The organism is Paenibacillus caui, assembly GCF_019904135.1.
GTDB classification, from domain to species: Bacteria; Bacillota; Bacilli; order Paenibacillales; family Paenibacillaceae; genus Fontibacillus; species Fontibacillus caui.
On the sequence record NZ_JAIOGQ010000004.1, the window covers coordinates 1 to 16,627 of the forward strand.

Annotated in this window: 11 protein-coding genes; 10 read left to right on the plus strand and 1 reads right to left on the minus strand. The window is 49.5% G+C overall.

From position 1 onward, the window contains the following. Window positions 1-268 precede the first annotated feature (268 nt). Window positions 269-985 carry a Crp/Fnr family transcriptional regulator gene (locus K7397_RS03250; protein ID WP_223066514.1) on the minus strand — a complete coding sequence of 239 codons (717 nt, stop codon included), beginning with the start codon at window positions 983-985 and terminating at the stop codon, window positions 269-271. Window positions 986-1,411: 426 nt separating this feature from the next. On the opposite strand from K7397_RS03250, the gene adhE reads away from it, so the two are divergent. The 10 genes from adhE (at window position 1,412) to K7397_RS03300 (ending at window position 16,581) form a co-directional block, all read left to right on the plus strand. Then, window positions 1,412-4,027 carry a bifunctional acetaldehyde-CoA/alcohol dehydrogenase gene (gene adhE, locus K7397_RS03255; protein ID WP_223066515.1) on the plus strand — a complete coding sequence of 872 codons (2,616 nt, stop codon included), beginning with the start codon at window positions 1,412-1,414 and terminating at the stop codon, window positions 4,025-4,027. 251 nt (window positions 4,028-4,278) lie between these two features. Beyond that, window positions 4,279-6,540: a formate C-acetyltransferase gene (pflB, locus tag K7397_RS03260; protein WP_223066516.1), complete on the plus strand. Its 2,262-nt coding sequence runs from the start codon at window positions 4,279-4,281 to the stop codon at window positions 6,538-6,540. 48 nt (window positions 6,541-6,588) lie between these two features. Continuing rightward, window positions 6,589-7,356 carry a pyruvate formate-lyase-activating protein gene (gene pflA / locus K7397_RS03265; RefSeq protein ID WP_223066517.1) on the plus strand — a complete coding sequence of 256 codons (768 nt, stop codon included), beginning with the start codon at window positions 6,589-6,591 and terminating at the stop codon, window positions 7,354-7,356. 342 nt (window positions 7,357-7,698) lie between these two features. After that, on the plus strand, window positions 7,699-9,906 hold the full coding sequence (locus K7397_RS03270; RefSeq protein WP_223066518.1) for a stalk domain-containing protein: 2,208 nt from the start codon (window positions 7,699-7,701) through the stop codon (window positions 9,904-9,906). 197 nt (window positions 9,907-10,103) lie between these two features. Then, on the plus strand, window positions 10,104-10,580 hold the full coding sequence (locus K7397_RS03275; RefSeq protein ID WP_223066519.1) for a Fur family transcriptional regulator: 477 nt from the start codon (window positions 10,104-10,106) through the stop codon (window positions 10,578-10,580). Then, the gene (gene yidD / locus K7397_RS03280; RefSeq protein WP_223066520.1) at window positions 10,577-10,846 is read left to right on the plus strand and encodes a membrane protein insertion efficiency factor YidD; all 270 of its coding nucleotides are present in this window, start codon (window positions 10,577-10,579) and stop codon (window positions 10,844-10,846) included. The genes K7397_RS03275 and yidD overlap by 4 nt, the downstream gene beginning before the upstream one ends. Before the next feature lie 358 nt (window positions 10,847-11,204). Next, on the plus strand, window positions 11,205-13,229 hold the full coding sequence (gene metG, locus K7397_RS03285; protein WP_223066521.1) for a methionine--tRNA ligase: 2,025 nt from the start codon (window positions 11,205-11,207) through the stop codon (window positions 13,227-13,229). 328 nt (window positions 13,230-13,557) lie between these two features. Beyond that, window positions 13,558-14,271 (plus strand): cytochrome c biogenesis protein CcdA, encoded by a 714-nt coding sequence (locus tag K7397_RS03290; RefSeq protein WP_223066522.1) that lies wholly within the window; start codon window positions 13,558-13,560, stop codon window positions 14,269-14,271. Window positions 14,272-14,478: 207 nt separating this feature from the next. Then, window positions 14,479-14,904, plus strand: a complete 426-nt coding sequence (gene mntR / locus K7397_RS03295) for a transcriptional regulator MntR (RefSeq protein WP_223066523.1) — start codon at window positions 14,479-14,481, stop codon at window positions 14,902-14,904. Window positions 14,905-14,991: 87 nt separating this feature from the next. After that, window positions 14,992-16,581 (plus strand): family 10 glycosylhydrolase, encoded by a 1,590-nt coding sequence (locus K7397_RS03300; protein WP_223066524.1) that lies wholly within the window; start codon window positions 14,992-14,994, stop codon window positions 16,579-16,581. The last annotated feature ends 46 nt before the right edge of the window (window positions 16,582-16,627 follow it).

Sequence of the window (16,627 nt, forward strand, 5' to 3'; positions counted from 1 at the left end):
CAGGGAAAGCTGGCCAAACTGGATTGGTACATCCTGCAAAGACTGACCCGATGGTATGCCAAGAAGAGACAGCGAAAGAAGTGGATGAGCTCGTTTGCCGAAGTAAAGTTCATGACCAACCAGCTCGAACTAAAGACGCTCTTGTGATCTGCATGCACATGAATGACGAACATCGGAAAGCCGTATGAGGGAAAACCTCACGTACGGTTTGATGAGGAGGGGCAGAACTTTCTGCCCTTTACTCTAGCATATTTCCATGGCAGCCTGATTAAATGCGGCAAATTTCATTTGGACAAAGCTCGCAGTGGCAAATATCCTGCAGCATGACCAAATCTTTAATGACGATCATCCCGTTCTCATAATCCAGAGCATCCTTTTTGCGCAGGTCGCTGAGCATCCGGTTGACACTTTCGCGGGTAGCGCCGATCATGTTCGAAAGATCGGTGTGGGTAATCTTTTTATTGATAAGTATCGTATCCTCATGCTGCTCGCCATAGGTATTGCTCAAGCGAATAAGTGTGGAGCAAAGAGCCCCCGGCTTGCCGTACATCATCAAATCTCTGAATTTCGTTTGGGTCAAGCGATGATGAATCCCCATCCATTTCATGAAGTCAATCGCGAAATCACAATGCTGGCAAATCAGAATCTCCAAATCCTTATGCTCTACAATGCCGACTTCACAATCATCAACGACTTCAGCCGTAAAGCTGTGCTTCGAGCTGAAGAACGGGTCGGCCTGGCCGATCAGGTCGCCGCGTCCATACATGTAGAGAATAAGCTCTTTGCCTTCATCCGTCGATTTCGTCATTTTAACCCGGCCGCGTTTAATATAGAACAGCTTATCCGACAAGTCGCCTTCCCAGAACAAATGGGAGCCTTGTGGATAGTTTTTTTCTTTCATCATAACCAGAAGCCGATTGAAGTTTTGTTCCGAGAAACAGTTGGTATTCCCTTGGGTTTCAACACTATTGGTTTGTTCACTCATTATTGGTTGCCCCTTTATACTCCAAATTTTTCTGAAATTTTAAATTAATTATAACCTGTATAAAACGGGATGTGTGGCTTTTGCAGGCGGAAAAAGTGGCGAAATTTTTAACATTGTGACTAATTTCACTTTAAATATGGATTCATTGGTTTAAACATAACAAAAAAATGAGGATGATTGCAACGAGCTTAAGACGGAAGGTTGGCAGCGAAAAAACTGGTTTAACCGGGTCAATGGGGCAGAAACGAAAAGGAAGAAGACGATGAAAAGACTATTTTTCATAAAAATAATGTTTGTGAAAAAATTCACTTTACAAAATTAAAATTGTTATGCTATGATGAGTACGTGAATAAATTCACAAACATTTTAAAGCGAAAAACTTTGTAACAAAGTGTTACAAAGTAATATCCTGGGAGGATGAGAGAGATGGCCGTTAAAAATGAAGCGACCACCAACGCACAGCCAACTGCAGCGGAGTATGTTCAAGGTCTGATTGACAAAGCAAAGAAAGCTTCCGAAGCTTTTTCCAGCATGAACCAGGAACAAATAGACGATATTGTGCAGGCCATGGCTCTGGCCGGACTCGACAAGCACATGTATCTCGCTAAGAAAGCCATAGAAGAAACCGGACGCGGGGTATATGAAGACAAAATCATCAAAAACATGTTTGCAACAGAATACATCTGGCACAGCATCAAGAACAACAAAACAGTCGGCGTTATTGAAGACAACGAATTCGAATACTACCAAAAGATTGCCGAACCTGTCGGCATCATCATGGGGATTACTCCGGTAACGAACCCGACTTCAACAACGATTTTCAAATCTCTGATCGCGATCAAGACACGCAACCCGATCATTTTCGGCTTCCACCCGTCAGCCCAGGAATGCAGCCGCGAAGCAGCCAAAATTCTGCTGGAAGCAGCAATCAAGCATGGCGCTCCCGAAGATTGTATCCAATGGATCGAAGCTCCTTCCATGGACAAAACGGGTGCGCTTATGAACCATCCAGACGTAGCCTGCATCCTGGCAACCGGCGGTTCCGCAATGGTGAAAGCGGCATACAGCTGCGGGAAACCCGCTCTCGGCGTAGGACCCGGCAACGTTCCTTGCTTCATTGAGAAGAGCGCCGACCTGGATCAAGCGGTTAACGATTTGATCTTGTCCAAGACGTTCGATAACGGCATGATTTGCGCTTCCGAGCAAGCGGTCATTATTGAAGAGCCTGTTTTTGATCAAGTGAAGAAGAAAATGATCGCGAACGGCTGCTACTTCGTCAACAAGGAAGAAGCCGCCAAACTGACGGCTGGGGCTATCATTGCCGATAAATGCGCCGTAAATCCTTCGATTGTAGGCCAGCCTGCCGTTAAGATCGCTGAAATGTGCGGGATTCAAGTTCCTGCGGGAACCAAAATCCTGGTGGCTGAAATTGAGGGAGTTGGACCTAAATATCCGTTGTCTGCCGAAAAGCTCAGCCCGGTACTGGCTTGCTATAAAGTGAAGACAGCAGAACAAGGCATTGACCTTGCTGAAGAAATCGTTCATTTTGGCGGTATGGGCCACTCGTCGGTGATTCATTCCAATAATGAAGAGATTATTCAAAAGTTCTCGGATCGGATGCCAACCTGCCGGATTCTGGTGAACCAACCTTCTTCGCAAGGCGGTATCGGCGACATCTACAACACGAACCTGCCATCCCTGACACTCGGCTGCGGTTCTTACGGACGCAACAGCTTGTCGCAGAACGTTTCAGCCGTAAACCTGATCAACGTGAAAAGGGTGAATCATCGTACCGTGAACATGCAGTGGTTTAAAGTACCTTCCAAGATTTATTTTGAAAGAGGCGCTACGCAATATCTTGCCAAAATGACGGATATCAGCCGCGTCATGATCGTAACCGACCCGATGATGGTCAAACTCGGTTATGTGGAAAAAGTGGAGCATTATCTGCGTCAGCGCCAAACGCCTGTTGCCATCGAAGTGTTCTCGGATGTTGAACCGGATCCATCGACAACAACCGTTGCACGCGGTACGGAGCTGATGGCCAAATTCCAGCCGGACTGCATCATCGCGCTTGGCGGCGGTTCGCCAATGGATGCCGCGAAAGGCATGTGGCTGTTCTATGAATACCCGGATACCGATTTCCACAATTTGAAACAAAAATTCATGGATATTCGCAAACGGACGTACAAATACCCGAGCCTGGGTCAAAAAGCAAAATTTGTTGCGATTCCGACAACTTCGGGCACAGGTTCGGAAGTAACGCCATTCGCTGTCATCACGAACAAAGAGAGCGGCAATACCAAGTATCCTTTGGCTGACTATGAACTTACGCCGGACGTAGCGATCATCGACCCGGAATTCGTCTACAGCTTGCCGAAAGTAGCTGTTGCCGACACCGGTATGGACGTATTGACACATGCGATTGAAGCCTATGTATCGGTTATGGCGAGCGACTATACCGATGGCCTTGCCATCAAAGCGATCCAGCTGGTATTTGGGTACCTGGAGAAATCGGCGCTGACCGGCGACAAGCTGGCCCGGGAAAAAATGCATAACGCTTCTACATTGGCAGGTATGGCCTTTGCAAACGCCTTCCTGGGAATTAACCACAGCTTGGCTCATAAATGGGGCGGACAATACCACACGGCGCATGGACGCACTAATGCAATCCTGATGCCGCACGTTATCCGCTACAATGCGAGGAAACCAACGAAATTCGCAGCATGGCCTAAATACAGAAACTTCGTGGCGGACCAACGTTATGCCGAAATCGCCCGCATTCTGGGACTGCCTGCGCGCACAACCGAGGAAGGCGTGAAGAGCCTGATCAATGCGATTCGCGATCTGAACAGAAAACTGGGCATCCCTGAATCCTTCCAGGAGCTAGGCTTTGATCCGAAAGATTTCGAATCGCGTGTTGACTACCTTGCAGACCGCGCATTTGAAGACCAATGTACAACTGCGAACCCTAAACTTCCGCTCGTAACCGAACTGGCAGAAGTGTACAGAGACGCCTTCTACGGCAGATTTGAAGAGTAATAGAAAGATTGTGAAAAAAGTGACAAATATCACCCGAAAAGTGATATTTGTCACATCCTTTTACGCAGGGGATAAGCTAATATAATGGCATAAAAGATCCCGCACGGCATGATGGGAACAGCGGATATAGCATCGAAACTGGCCTCATCAGACTCTGAGTTGTGAAATACATCACAAATTTTAGGGATCTAGAGGCGGAGGATAACCTTCAAGCCTTCGTACTCCAAACTATATAAATGGAGGGAATACAAATGTCGGTGATTGAAAGAGAAGTTACGAATGCACAACCGGGTTGGAGAGGTTTTAAAGGCGGCAAATGGGAAAAAGAAGTGAATGTCCGCGACTTTATCGCGCAAAACATCACTCCTTATTACGGAAATGAGTCTTTCCTTCAAGGCGCAACTCAAAATACGAAAGACCTTTGGAAAATTGTATCCGATTTGTCCAAAAAAGAACGCGAAGCAGGCGGCGTACTGGATGTTGATGTGAATACGCCAGCTACGATCGTATCCCACAAACCAGGCTATCTGGATAAAGAAAAAGAACAAATCGTTGGTGTGCAAACCGATGAGCCATTCAAACGCTCCCTTCAACCATTCGGCGGGATCCGGATGATGATCGATGCTTGCAAAGCATACGGTTTTGAAGTTCCTGAGCAAATCGTGAAGATGTTTACGGATATCCGCAAAACACATAACCAAGGCGTGTTTGATGCATATACTCCTGAAATGAGAGCAGCGCGTAAAGCCGGGATTATTACCGGACTTCCTGACGCATACGGCCGCGGCCGCATCATCGGCGACTATCGCCGGGTAGCTCTTTACGGTACTGACTTCCTTGTTGCGCAAAAGAAACAAGAACAAAGAGAGCTTGAAGTAGATGTGATTGATGAAGATGTGATTCGTCTTCGTGAAGAGCTTTCCGAACAAATTCGCGCGCTTGGCGAATTGAAGGAAATGGCTGCCATGCACGGATTTGATATTTCGAAACCGGCTGCTACAGCCAAAGAAGCTTTCCAATGGGTATACTTCGGTTACCTCGCTGCTGTTAAGGAACAAAACGGTGCGGCAATGTCCCTTGGACGCGTATCCTCCTTCCTTGATGCTTATATCGAACGCGACCTGGCTGAAGGAACATTGACAGAACAAGAAGCGCAAGAACTGGTTGACCATTTTGTAATGAAACTGCGGATCGTTAAATTCCTGCGTACTCCAGAATATAACGAACTGTTCAGCGGCGACCCTACATGGGTAACGGAATCCATTGGCGGTATGGCCGTAGACGGCAAAACTCGCGTCACCAAGAACAGCTTCCGCTTCTTGCATACTTTGTACAATCTGGGACCGGCTCCGGAACCAAACCTTACCGTTCTCTGGTCCGAGAATCTGCCTGAAAGCTTCAAGAAATTCTGCTCGAAAGTATCTATTGAAACCAGTGCCATCCAATATGAGAACGACGATTTGATGCGTCCGATTTACGGCGATGATTATGGTATCGCCTGCTGCGTATCCGCTATGGAAATCGGCAAACAAATGCAGTTCTTCGGCGCCCGCGCGAACCTGGCAAAAGTTCTGCTGTATGCCGTCAACGGCGGTAAAGACGAAAAATCAGGCGTTCAAGTAGGACCTGAATATCCGGCTATCACTTCAGAAGTGCTGGATTACAATGAAGTTAAGAAACGTTTGATTCCTATGATGGAATGGCTCGCAAAACTTTATGTAAATGCGCTGAATGTCATTCACTACATGCACGATAAATATTCTTACGAAAGAATTGAAATGGCTCTCCATGACCGTGACATTCTTCGGACAATGGCTTGCGGTATCGCCGGTCTGTCTGTAGCAACCGACTCCCTGAGCGCTATCAAATATGCCAAAGTAAAACCGATCCGCAACGAACAAGGCATTGCCGTTGATTTTGAAATCGAAGGTGAATTCCCTTGCTACGGCAACAATGACGACCGCGTTGACAGCATTGCCGTTGATCTTGTGGAAACCTTCATGGGCATGATTCGCAAACACAAAACGTACCGGAACGCATTGCCTACTCAATCCATTCTGACCATTACTTCTAACGTTGTGTATGGTAAGAAAACAGGTACTACACCGGACGGACGCAAAGCCGGTCAACCGTTTGCACCTGGTGCGAACCCAATGCACGGACGCGACAAGAAAGGTGCTCTTGCATCCCTGAGCTCTGTAGCGAAACTGCCTTACGAGCACAGCCTTGACGGTATTTCCAACACCTTCTCCATCGTTCCTAAGGCGCTTGGTAAAGAAGCTGAAACTCGCAAGAGCAACCTGGTAGCGATGATGGACGGATACTTCGGCGGCCATGCGCATCACCTGAACGTTAACGTCTTTGACCGTGAGCAGCTGCTTGACGCCATGGAGCATCCGGAGAACTATCCGCAGCTTACGATTCGCGTATCCGGTTATGCCGTTAACTTCATCAAACTGAGTCGTGAACAACAACTGGATGTCATCAGCCGGACATTCCACGAATCGATGTAATCCAAGGGTATATATTTCCTGCAGCCCCTGCAGAAAGGATGACGTAACATGATTAAAGGGCATATACACTCATTGGAAACTTTCGGAACGGTCGATGGCCCCGGAATACGTTTCGTACTCTTTATGCAGGGGTGTCTCCTGAAATGCCAGTACTGCCACAATCCGGACACATGGAATCTTGAAGGCGGCAAGGATATGACGCTGGAAGAGGTGCTCTCCGAAATTGAACCGTATCTCCGTTACTATCGTAATTCCGGCGGCGGATTAACCGTCTCCGGCGGAGAAGCTACCCTTCAGGCTCAGTTTGTTACCGAATTGTTCCGCGAAGTGAAGCGGCGCTGGAATCTTCATACGACACTGGATACCAACGGATATAATGATGGGGACAAAATCAAGGATTTGCTCGATGTAACGGATCTGGTGCTGCTTGACCTGAAGCACATCGACAACGAGAAGCATATCAAGCTAACTGGTAAACCAAACGAGCGCATGCTCGCAATGGCCCGGTGGCTGTCGGATCATAACCGCCCGATGTGGATCAGACATGTGCTAGTTCCCGGCATCAACACGGATGAAGAGGATTTGCTCCGGCTTGGCCGATTTATGGGCGGTTTGGACGCGGTAGAGAAATTTGAAATTTTACCGTATCACCAAATGGGAGTATACAAATGGGAAGCCTTGAAGTGGGAATATCCGCTTGAGGGCGTGCCTTCTCCAACTTCCGAAGAGGTTGACAGAGCCTACCGTCTTGTTGAGCAAGGCATGAAAGAAGCATATGTGGACAAAGTGATCAGCGGAATAACGTCCCGCCAATAAAATGATGCGTAAATAACAACGAAAGCGGTGAACGCTCACTTCGTGTGAGGCTGAACCGCTTTCTTTTTGTTTTTTAGATGCGCGTTGGTAAAGTTCTAGCAGAGCGGAACAGCCCAGTGGTAAGCTTCCTGTCAGCTTGAATGAAATGTACAGAATCGAAACGGGAATCGTTTAGAAGGTCTGGACGAAGTATAACAATCGGAAGAACCTGCCTTAATTCTCGGCAATTCTACCGGATTTTTCTTTTTTTTCGGAAGTTTAGAAACTTTTCGGGCTGCAAAGCGTTTAATAGAATGTGACTTTTGAACGATTGGTTCAAATACAGACATAAAGGAGCCTACAATGAAATTCCGGAAATTATTACTATCAACTGTCCTAGCCGCATCACAGATTGCCACGGTCCTTCCCAGCGCGGGTGCCGAGAATGGCAGTGGAGACACAGTTACCCAGCAGACCTATGGTCAGGGGGATGCAAGTTCATCCGGTACCTCAGCTTCAGATACACAGAACCCGGGTCAGCAAGCCGGCTCTCAGCAAACAGACTCTCAGCAAGCAGAGCAAGAAACGCAGAACAGCAGCCAGACTGAGGCGATTAGCCCTAGTACGTCAGGTCAAGCCGCGCAATCGGCAGAAAGTGCAGTGTCCGCCACTTATCAATCCGCCTTGTCAGCGGATCAGCTAATCCTGATCTTGAACAGCAATTTAATGTATCAGGGGGGTATCCAGTACAAGGCGGCCGAACCGATGACCGTGAAGAACGGAGTTTCTTACGTCGCCATCCGTTCTCTGGTTGACCGCGCAGGGCTTGCGATCCGTTATGACAGCGCAACCAAAGAAACGGTGATCACGCGCGGAGCGGATGAGCTTCGTTTCAAGCTGAACAGCAATACCTACAAAGTGAACGGCGTTATCCAAACGATGAAAGGCAAATCCTATTCCACGAAAAAGAACGTATTTATGGTGCCGTTCACATCGATTACAGCAGCGCTTCATTTGCCTTACACCCTGGATTTGAAAGCCAAGAAAATTACCCTAACCGTATCCACGAAGCCGGTGGCCAAGTTTACGGTAGGGCCAAGCGAGATCGTTGCGGGTGAGACCCGGGTCAATTACATTACGTCTTCTTTTTCACCGACGGGGCAGTCCATCGTGAATGAGGAATGGACCGGGCGTGAAGAGATTTTTTCCGCACCGGGCAGCTATGTTGTCACTTACCGTGTACAGGACGCTTCCGGCCAATGGAGTGATCCGTACGTGCTGACAATCAACGTAGTTAAACCGCATACACCACCGGTAGCCGCTTTTACAACCGACAAAGATACTTATAGAATGGGCGAGAAGATTACTTATACGAATCAAAGCACCGATGAAGAGAATTCTATCGTCAAGGTTCAATGGGAGAACAACAAATTAGCGTTCTTTGAGCCGGGGCCTCAGACGATCAGGCTGAAGGTGACGAATAAATACGGCTTGTCGTCAACTGTAGAGCGTACCGTTAATATAACGGGCGAAACGCTTTACAACGAATCGGATTTTAACCAGCTGTTTGTACCGGTTGGCGATAAATATACGTTTGACGGGACCCAGGTTCCAGGCTGGGCGAAGGTCAATTATACATTTTCGACCGAGCCTGTAACGCTGATTCGAAGCAACAGTCCCGAAACAACGACAAGTGAAGGCATTCTCTATTCCGAAACATCGGTCGGAAGAGCCCGCTTCATGATCCATCATGCGAATGAAACCGGCAAGGATGTGCGGATGTATGTCATTGCAACCAATACGAATGACGAGGCTGCCAGCTTGTATATCGACTCGTTAGGATTTGCTGGTCCAAATGAAAATGCGACCGCAACGGGCAAATTGTCCGCGAAACGTTATTTCACATCCATCCAGACCCGTTCGGCGGAACAGGATATTACCCTGGCCCCGAGAGAAAGCAAGGTCATCTTCAGCGAACTGAGTGCCGGCAAAATGAAGCTGCACCAGGTCATTTCATTGCTTTCGGACATCTATACAGACTATCCCATTCAGTTCGATGTCATTATGATCGACGCGAATAAAGATCCGATTGCAACCTTGCCTACGCTTAGCGTTCTGCCGCGTGACGGCGTCCACAATCGCGGCACTTATCCTGATGCCACACGCATTATCCAATATGACGAATTGCTCGGCGATGTTCCGAAACGTCTGCTGATCGGAGATAATGTGAGCGATCCGTTCCAGTCCGGAATCGATACCCCGAACTATACGGAGGCGAAAAATGCGGGCAACTTTGGTGTGTTCTACAAGATCAAAGCCACGAATGTGGCGCCGCATACGCTGATTACTTTTAATCCGCGCGGCGGCACCTACTCCGGGGCTATCATGGTAAATGGCATGATCGTCGACCTTCCCGTGAATGGCGTGCTCAATGCTCCGAACGATACAGCCGTCCTGTATCGTACAGGAGATACTACGGAAACGGTTGATTTTCTGTTTACCGCAGCGCCGGGCAGCAATTTGTCCATCAATCTTCTCTTCCAGCCTTTACCGGAAATGAAAGCCGAATGACCGATTGACCGGGAAGGCGCTGAACATAAAGCGGCAGGTTAAGGCATGTTATGCCGCCTGCCGCTTTCATTTTTGTCTGTTCGCCGGAGAAGGAGCAGGGTTCATTGACGCTCCAACCGATTTGGGGCATTATAGATATCAGAGAATAAAAGACTTTTATTGGATGTACAGCAATGCCAAAAGGAGGAACCGCCTCTATGCTTTCTGCAGACGAAATTATTCATACGATGTCCAGCCAAGGTCTGCGGATCACGGATCAGCGCAGAACGTTAGCCAAGCTTTTTGCGGATACCGACGGCTACTTGACGCCTAAAGACGTGTACGACTTTATGTGCAAGAAGTACAGCGGACTCAGTTTCGATACGGTGTACCGGAATTTGCGCATCATGGAAGAAATGGGGGTCCTGGAACAGGTTGTATTTGAGGATGGCCTGAAGTTTCGGGTAGGCTGCAGTGAAGAACATCACCATCATCATATGATCTGCCTGGGCTGCGAGAAGACATATCCGATTCATTTCTGCCCTATGACCTTTGCCGACGCGCCGGATCAGTTCCAGGTTGTGAAGCATAAATTTGAAGTATTCGGTTATTGCAAGAACTGCCGTTCCAATCTGAATCCGGCACAGAACGTTCCCGGCCAGGACGTGACTGGCCATGAGACTTCAAAATCATGAAGATCACCAGAAAAGCCGTCCAGGCTCCTATTCATGTTTACCGTAAATTCATCTCGCCGCTGAAGCCGCCGACCTGCAGATTTTATCCGACATGTTCGGCATATGCCCTTGAGGCCATCGAGGTTCACGGCGCTTTGAAAGGCACCTGGCTTGCCGCCAAACGGATTGCCAAATGCCATCCTTTTCATCCGGGGGGAATTGACCCGGTTCCGCCAAAACGCGGCGTCAAGGAAAAAATTGGAACGAAACAAGGCGGCCATGCTTGACAGTGAGGGTTACTTTTCATATATTAGGAAATAATAATGCTTGAATATGTTGTCCATTGAACGGATAAGTACAGTGAGGAATCAGCACAGAGAGCCGGGAATGCTGGGAACCGGTCTGAAGAATCGCTGGAAGATGGTCCGGGAGGAACTCCTTTCGAGCCGCAGGTCATGCGGTAAGGGAGGGGCGCGAAATCCGGCGTTAACGGAACGGTTCAGAAATGAACCTGCTAAGCCTGCTGACTGTGAAGAAGCGGGGAAAATTGGGTGGTAACGCGTGAGAACTCTCTCGTCCCGAATGTGGGGCGGGAGTTTTTTTCGCTTACCGGAACTTTATTTTGAAAGAGGAGTGTTTATAGTAATGGCTGAAAAAAAGACATTTTACATTACGACGCCTATTTATTATCCAAGCGACAAGCTGCATATCGGCCATGCCTATACGACGGTCGCAGGCGATGCCATGGCTCGCTACAAGCGTCTTCGCGGCTATGATGTGCGCTATTTGACGGGGACGGATGAACACGGCCAGAAGATCGAACGCAAAGCGCAGGAGCAGGGCAAAACGCCGCAGCAATTCGTTGACGGCATTGTTGCGGGCATCAAGGAGCTGTGGAAGAAGCTTGATATTTCCAATGACGACTTTATCCGGACGACCGATGAAAAGCATAAAAAAGCGGTTCAGGACATTTTTGACCGCCTACTGCAGCAAGGAGACATATACAAGGGTGAATACGAAGGCTGGTACAGCATTCCCGATGAAACGTATTACACCGAAACCCAGCTCGTTGACCCTGTCAAAAATGAAAAGGGCGAAATTATCGGCGGCAAGAGCCCGGACAGCGGTCATCCCGTTGAGCTCGTAAAGGAAGAATCCTATTTCTTCCGTATGAGCAAATATGCGGATCGTCTGCTTCAGTTCTATGACGAGAATCCGGGTTTCATTCAGCCGGAATCCCGCAAGAATGAGATGATCAACAACTTCATCAAGCCGGGTCTGGAGGATTTGGCGGTATCCCGTACGACCTTTGAATGGGGAGTAAAAGTGAAAGGCGATCCGAAGCATGTCGTTTACGTCTGGATCGACGCCCTGTCCAATTACATTACGGCGCTTGGCTACGGATCGGACAATACGGAGTTTTATGACCGTTACTGGCCGGCCGATGTTCATCTGGTCGGCAAGGAAATTGTGCGCTTTCACACGATCTATTGGCCGATTATGCTGATGGCGCTTGGCCTTCCGCTTCCGAAGAAGGTATTCGCCCACGGCTGGCTGCTGATGAAAGGCGGCAAAATGTCCAAGTCCAAGGGCAACGTAGTGGATCCGAATACGCTGATCGACCGGTACGGACTTGATGCCACCCGTTATTATTTGCTGCGGGAGGTGCCGTTCGGCGCAGACGGCAGCTTTACGCCGGAAAGCTTTGTCGAGCGGGTCAACTCCGATCTCGCCAACGATCTCGGCAATCTGCTGAACCGAACGGTGGCGATGGTCGGCAAATATTTTGACGGTGTCGTACCGACCTATGTACCGGACGCCACTCCATTTGACGCGGAGCTGACCGCTACGGCAAAGCGTACGGTGGAGAAGGTCGAAGAGGTCATGGAGAACATGGAGTTCTCGGTGGCCCTGACGGCCATTGGCCAGTTTATCAGCCGGACGAACAAATACATTGATGAAACCCAGCCATGGGTGCTGGCAAAGGATGAAGCGAAGCGTGAGCAGCTTGCGTCAGTCATGGTCCATCTGCTCGAATCGCTCCGGATTGCGTCCATTCTGCTCCAGCCGTTTCTGACGATCGCTCCGGCGAAAATCTGGAGCCAGCTTGGCATTGAACAAGGCGAGCTGACCGTCTGGGAAAGCGCAAAGACCTTTGGCCTCATTCCGGCCGGCACGCGGCTTGGCGCAGCGGAACCGATCTTCCCGCGGCTGGATGCCGAACAGGAAATTGCGTATATTGCCGAGTCGATGACTGGCGGCGTCCCGGCGGCAAAGGCAGAGGGGGCTGAAGCTGCTGCCAAACCGTCCGAGCCTGCGAAGGCGGAGGAAGAAGCGGAACACAAGGAAGAAATCGGGATCGAGGATTTCGCTAAGGTGGAGCTGCGCGTAGCTGAAGTTCTGGCGTGCGAGCCGGTCAAGAAGGCGGATAAACTGCTCAAGCTGCAGCTGGATCTGGGCTTTGAGCAGCGCCAGGTCGTTTCCGGCATCGCCAAATTTTACAAGCCGGAAGAGCTTGTCGGACGTAAGGTCATTGTCGTGGCCAATCTGAAGCCCGTCAAGCTGCGCGGGGAGCTGTCGCAGGGCATGATTTTGGCTGCCTCACAGGGTGACCAGCTGACGATTGCGTCTGTACCGGAAGGAATGCCTAACGGAGCGATCGTCAAGTAGATCGCAGCATAGGGCTTCGAGCAGAAGAACGAAGAGCTGAAAGCTTTAAGCGAAACCCGCCTGAAATTTCGGATCGGACCTTTCGAAGCGGTACCATGATTCCGCCTCGGAAGGTCTTTATTTTGCGCGGAACGATCCTTGCGGCACAGTCTTATGTACGAATCAAACTTGTCACGGCAAAAAGCCGTGAAAGGTTGTGTTGGACTGCTTCATCCGGCCCGGCCGGTTCTTGTCTCCTGTCCTGCGGCGTAAGCTGATAGTAGCTTGTATAAGACTTGCGAAAGTTTTTAACAGGATGCTTAGCTAAAGCTGCGAGGAGGTTTTTGGGTTGGGGAATATTTCTGTCGGCGTGGCGTTTGCAGCCGGGGTGGCCTCGTTTATATCGCCCTGCTGTCTTCCGCTTTATCCGTCTTTCATTTCATACATAACCGGCCTGTCGCTAAATACGTTGAAGACAGGGCTAAACCGGAATTCCGTACGATTCAGGGTGTTCATGCATACTGCGGTGTTCATTCTGGGCTTCTCTGCCGTATTCTACTCTCTCGGCTATGGCGCCGGAATATTCGGCTTCGTGTTCCACAGCTACAGGGACTGGATTCGGAAAGCAGCAGGGCTTGTCATGATCGGAATGGGACTCTTTCTTACAGGGGCCATTCAGCCGCGTTTGTTCATGCATGAATGGAAGCCCGGATTAACTCGCCGTTCTGCCGGATATCTCGGTTCATTTCTGCTAGGCATCGGATTTTCGGCAGGCTGGTCGCCTTGTGTCGGACCGATACTGGCCGGAGTCATCGCTTTGGCCGCAAGCGAGCACACCGCTTGGTTTAAGCTGATAACCGCTTATACGGCAGGCTTTGCAGTGCCGTTTTTTATGTTCGCGTTCTATGTCGGGTCGGCAAGAAATTTGAGTAAGCATTCCGGCTGGATCATGAAATGCGGTGGCCTGATCATGATTCTGATGGGCATTCTGCTGTTTAGCGGACGTTTAACGCGGATCACGATATGGCTGCAGCAGATCACGCCGGCATGGCTCGCATTTTGAGGAAATAATTTCTATTTTAGCCATAGGCCAGTCCGATTTCTAGTCCCTTGCGGCCTTCACCCTTGGGGCCATCAAAGTCGTGGCAAATTTGTCACGGAACTGTGCCGCAGGGCTTCGGGACTTGCCAAGAAGTTGCAGAAACATGTATCATTACAGAGTGAAGAAGAGCGGCCGTGACCGTTTGAACTAAGGAAAAGAGGGAAGCAGATGCCAACGCCCAGCATGGAAGATTACTTGGAGCGCATCTATAAGCTGATTGATGAGAAAGGGTATGCCCGCGTGTCCGATATAGCGGAAGGACTGGAGGTTCATCCATCATCAGTTACGAAAATGATCCAGAAACTGGACAAAGATGAATACTTGATCTATGAGAAGTACCGTGGATTGGTGCTGACCAGCAAAGGGAAGAAGGTCGGAAAACGGCTGGTGGACCGTCATGCGCTTCTGGAAGAGTTTCTGGAAATGATCGGTGTTCAGGAAGAGAACATATATAAAGATGTTGAAGGCATAGAGCATCACTTAAGCTGGGACTCCATTACATGCATTGAAACTTTGGTTGAATATTTTCGGCGCGACAAAAGCCGGCTGGAAGAGCTGAGCAATATTCATAATGAGTTGTTAAGCGGTTCTTGATAAGGTGTCTGTCTTGCGGCAGATGCTTATTTATTTCGGAAGCAAAACTTTAAATTTGTAATTCGTGTCATTTGGGGAGGAAACGGAATGAAATTTTGGAAATGGTCCCTCATGGCCATGACGGTGCTTATGGTGCTGCTTCCGCTCAGCGCCATGTCCGGGGAAGCAAACGCAAGAGAAGCTCCGATCGCGATGATGCTCGACGGCCAAGCCTTGGCCAGCGATGTGGCTCCTTATGTTACGTCGGGAACGGCTCTGGTTCCCCTGCGGGTCATTTCGAACGGGATCGGCGCTTCGGTCGTCTGGAACCAAACCAGCAAGTCGGTGACCATTCAGAAGGACGGTTCCACGATCAAGCTTACGCTGGGGAAAAAGACGGCAACCGTAAATGGCGGCAGCGTCACATTGGATGTCCCGCTGCAGGCCGTTGCAGGCCGGACGATGGCTCCGCTGCGTTTTGTAGGCGAACACCTCGGGCTGACCGTCAGTTGGAACCAGGCCGCCCGGGTCATTACGCTGACGACCCCAGGCTGGGAGAATGGTGGAGGAAGCGGCAATTTGACCGGCAGCAACAGCCTGCGCGGCGCCTGGATCGCCTCGGTCATGAATCTTGATTGGCCCAGCAGCTTATCGAAAGGCAATGAGGAGATGCAGAAGCAAGAATATACAAGGCTGCTGGATGATCTGCAGGCTGCAGGGATTAACGCCGTATTCTTACAGGTCCGTCCAGCGGCGGATGCGCTCTATCGTTCTTCGCTTATTCCGTGGTCCCAATATTTGACCGGAAACCAAGGCAAAGATCCGGGCTATGATCCCCTTGCTTTTGTGATCGAGGAAACGCACAAACGCGGCATGCAGTTCCACGCCTGGTTCAATCCCTTCCGGGCCACGGCCAGCGGTAGCGATTCAAGCAAGCTGGCATCGAACCACGTCTCGGTTCAGCATCCTGAATGGATTATTGATCAGGGCGGAAAGTTGTACATCAACCCGGGAATACCGGCCGCCAGGCAGCATATTATCGATGCTGTCATGGAAGTCGTAGATCAATACGACATCGATGGGGTACATCTGGATGATTACTTCTATCCTCATGAATCGGATTCCGATCCTTTTGAGGATGACCTGGCTTTCAAAGAATATAATCCTAAGGGCTTCCAGACAAAGGGAGACTGGCGGCGCGACAACATCAATACATTTGTCCGCGATCTGGATCAGAGCATCCACGGCGCCAAGCCGCAAGTCTCTTTCGGTATCAGTCCTTTCGGAATTTGGCGCAACAGTTCGGCCGATCCGACCGGATCGGACACTTCGGGAACTCCCGCTTATGACAACATGTATGCCGATGCCAGAACCTGGATTCAAAACGGATACATCGATTATATCGCCCCGCAGGTATATTGGAGCTTCGACAATACCGTTGCAGCCTACAACAAAGTTGTGGATTGGTGGGCGAATGAAGTCTCCGGCACCTCCGTCAAGTTGTATATTGGGCATGCGCCTTACAAGATCGGATCTCCGCAGAAAGGTTGGCAGACTGCCCAGGAAATTATCGATCAGCTGAAATATAATGAAAGGTATGACCAGATTCAGGGCAGCATTTTCTACAATGCGAGCCACCTGCGCAAAAATCCGCTCGGACTAATTGAGCTCCTGAGAACATATTACGGACTTAACTAATATTATTAGAGTTATTAGCATATGACAGCCCCCTTGCCTCATACAT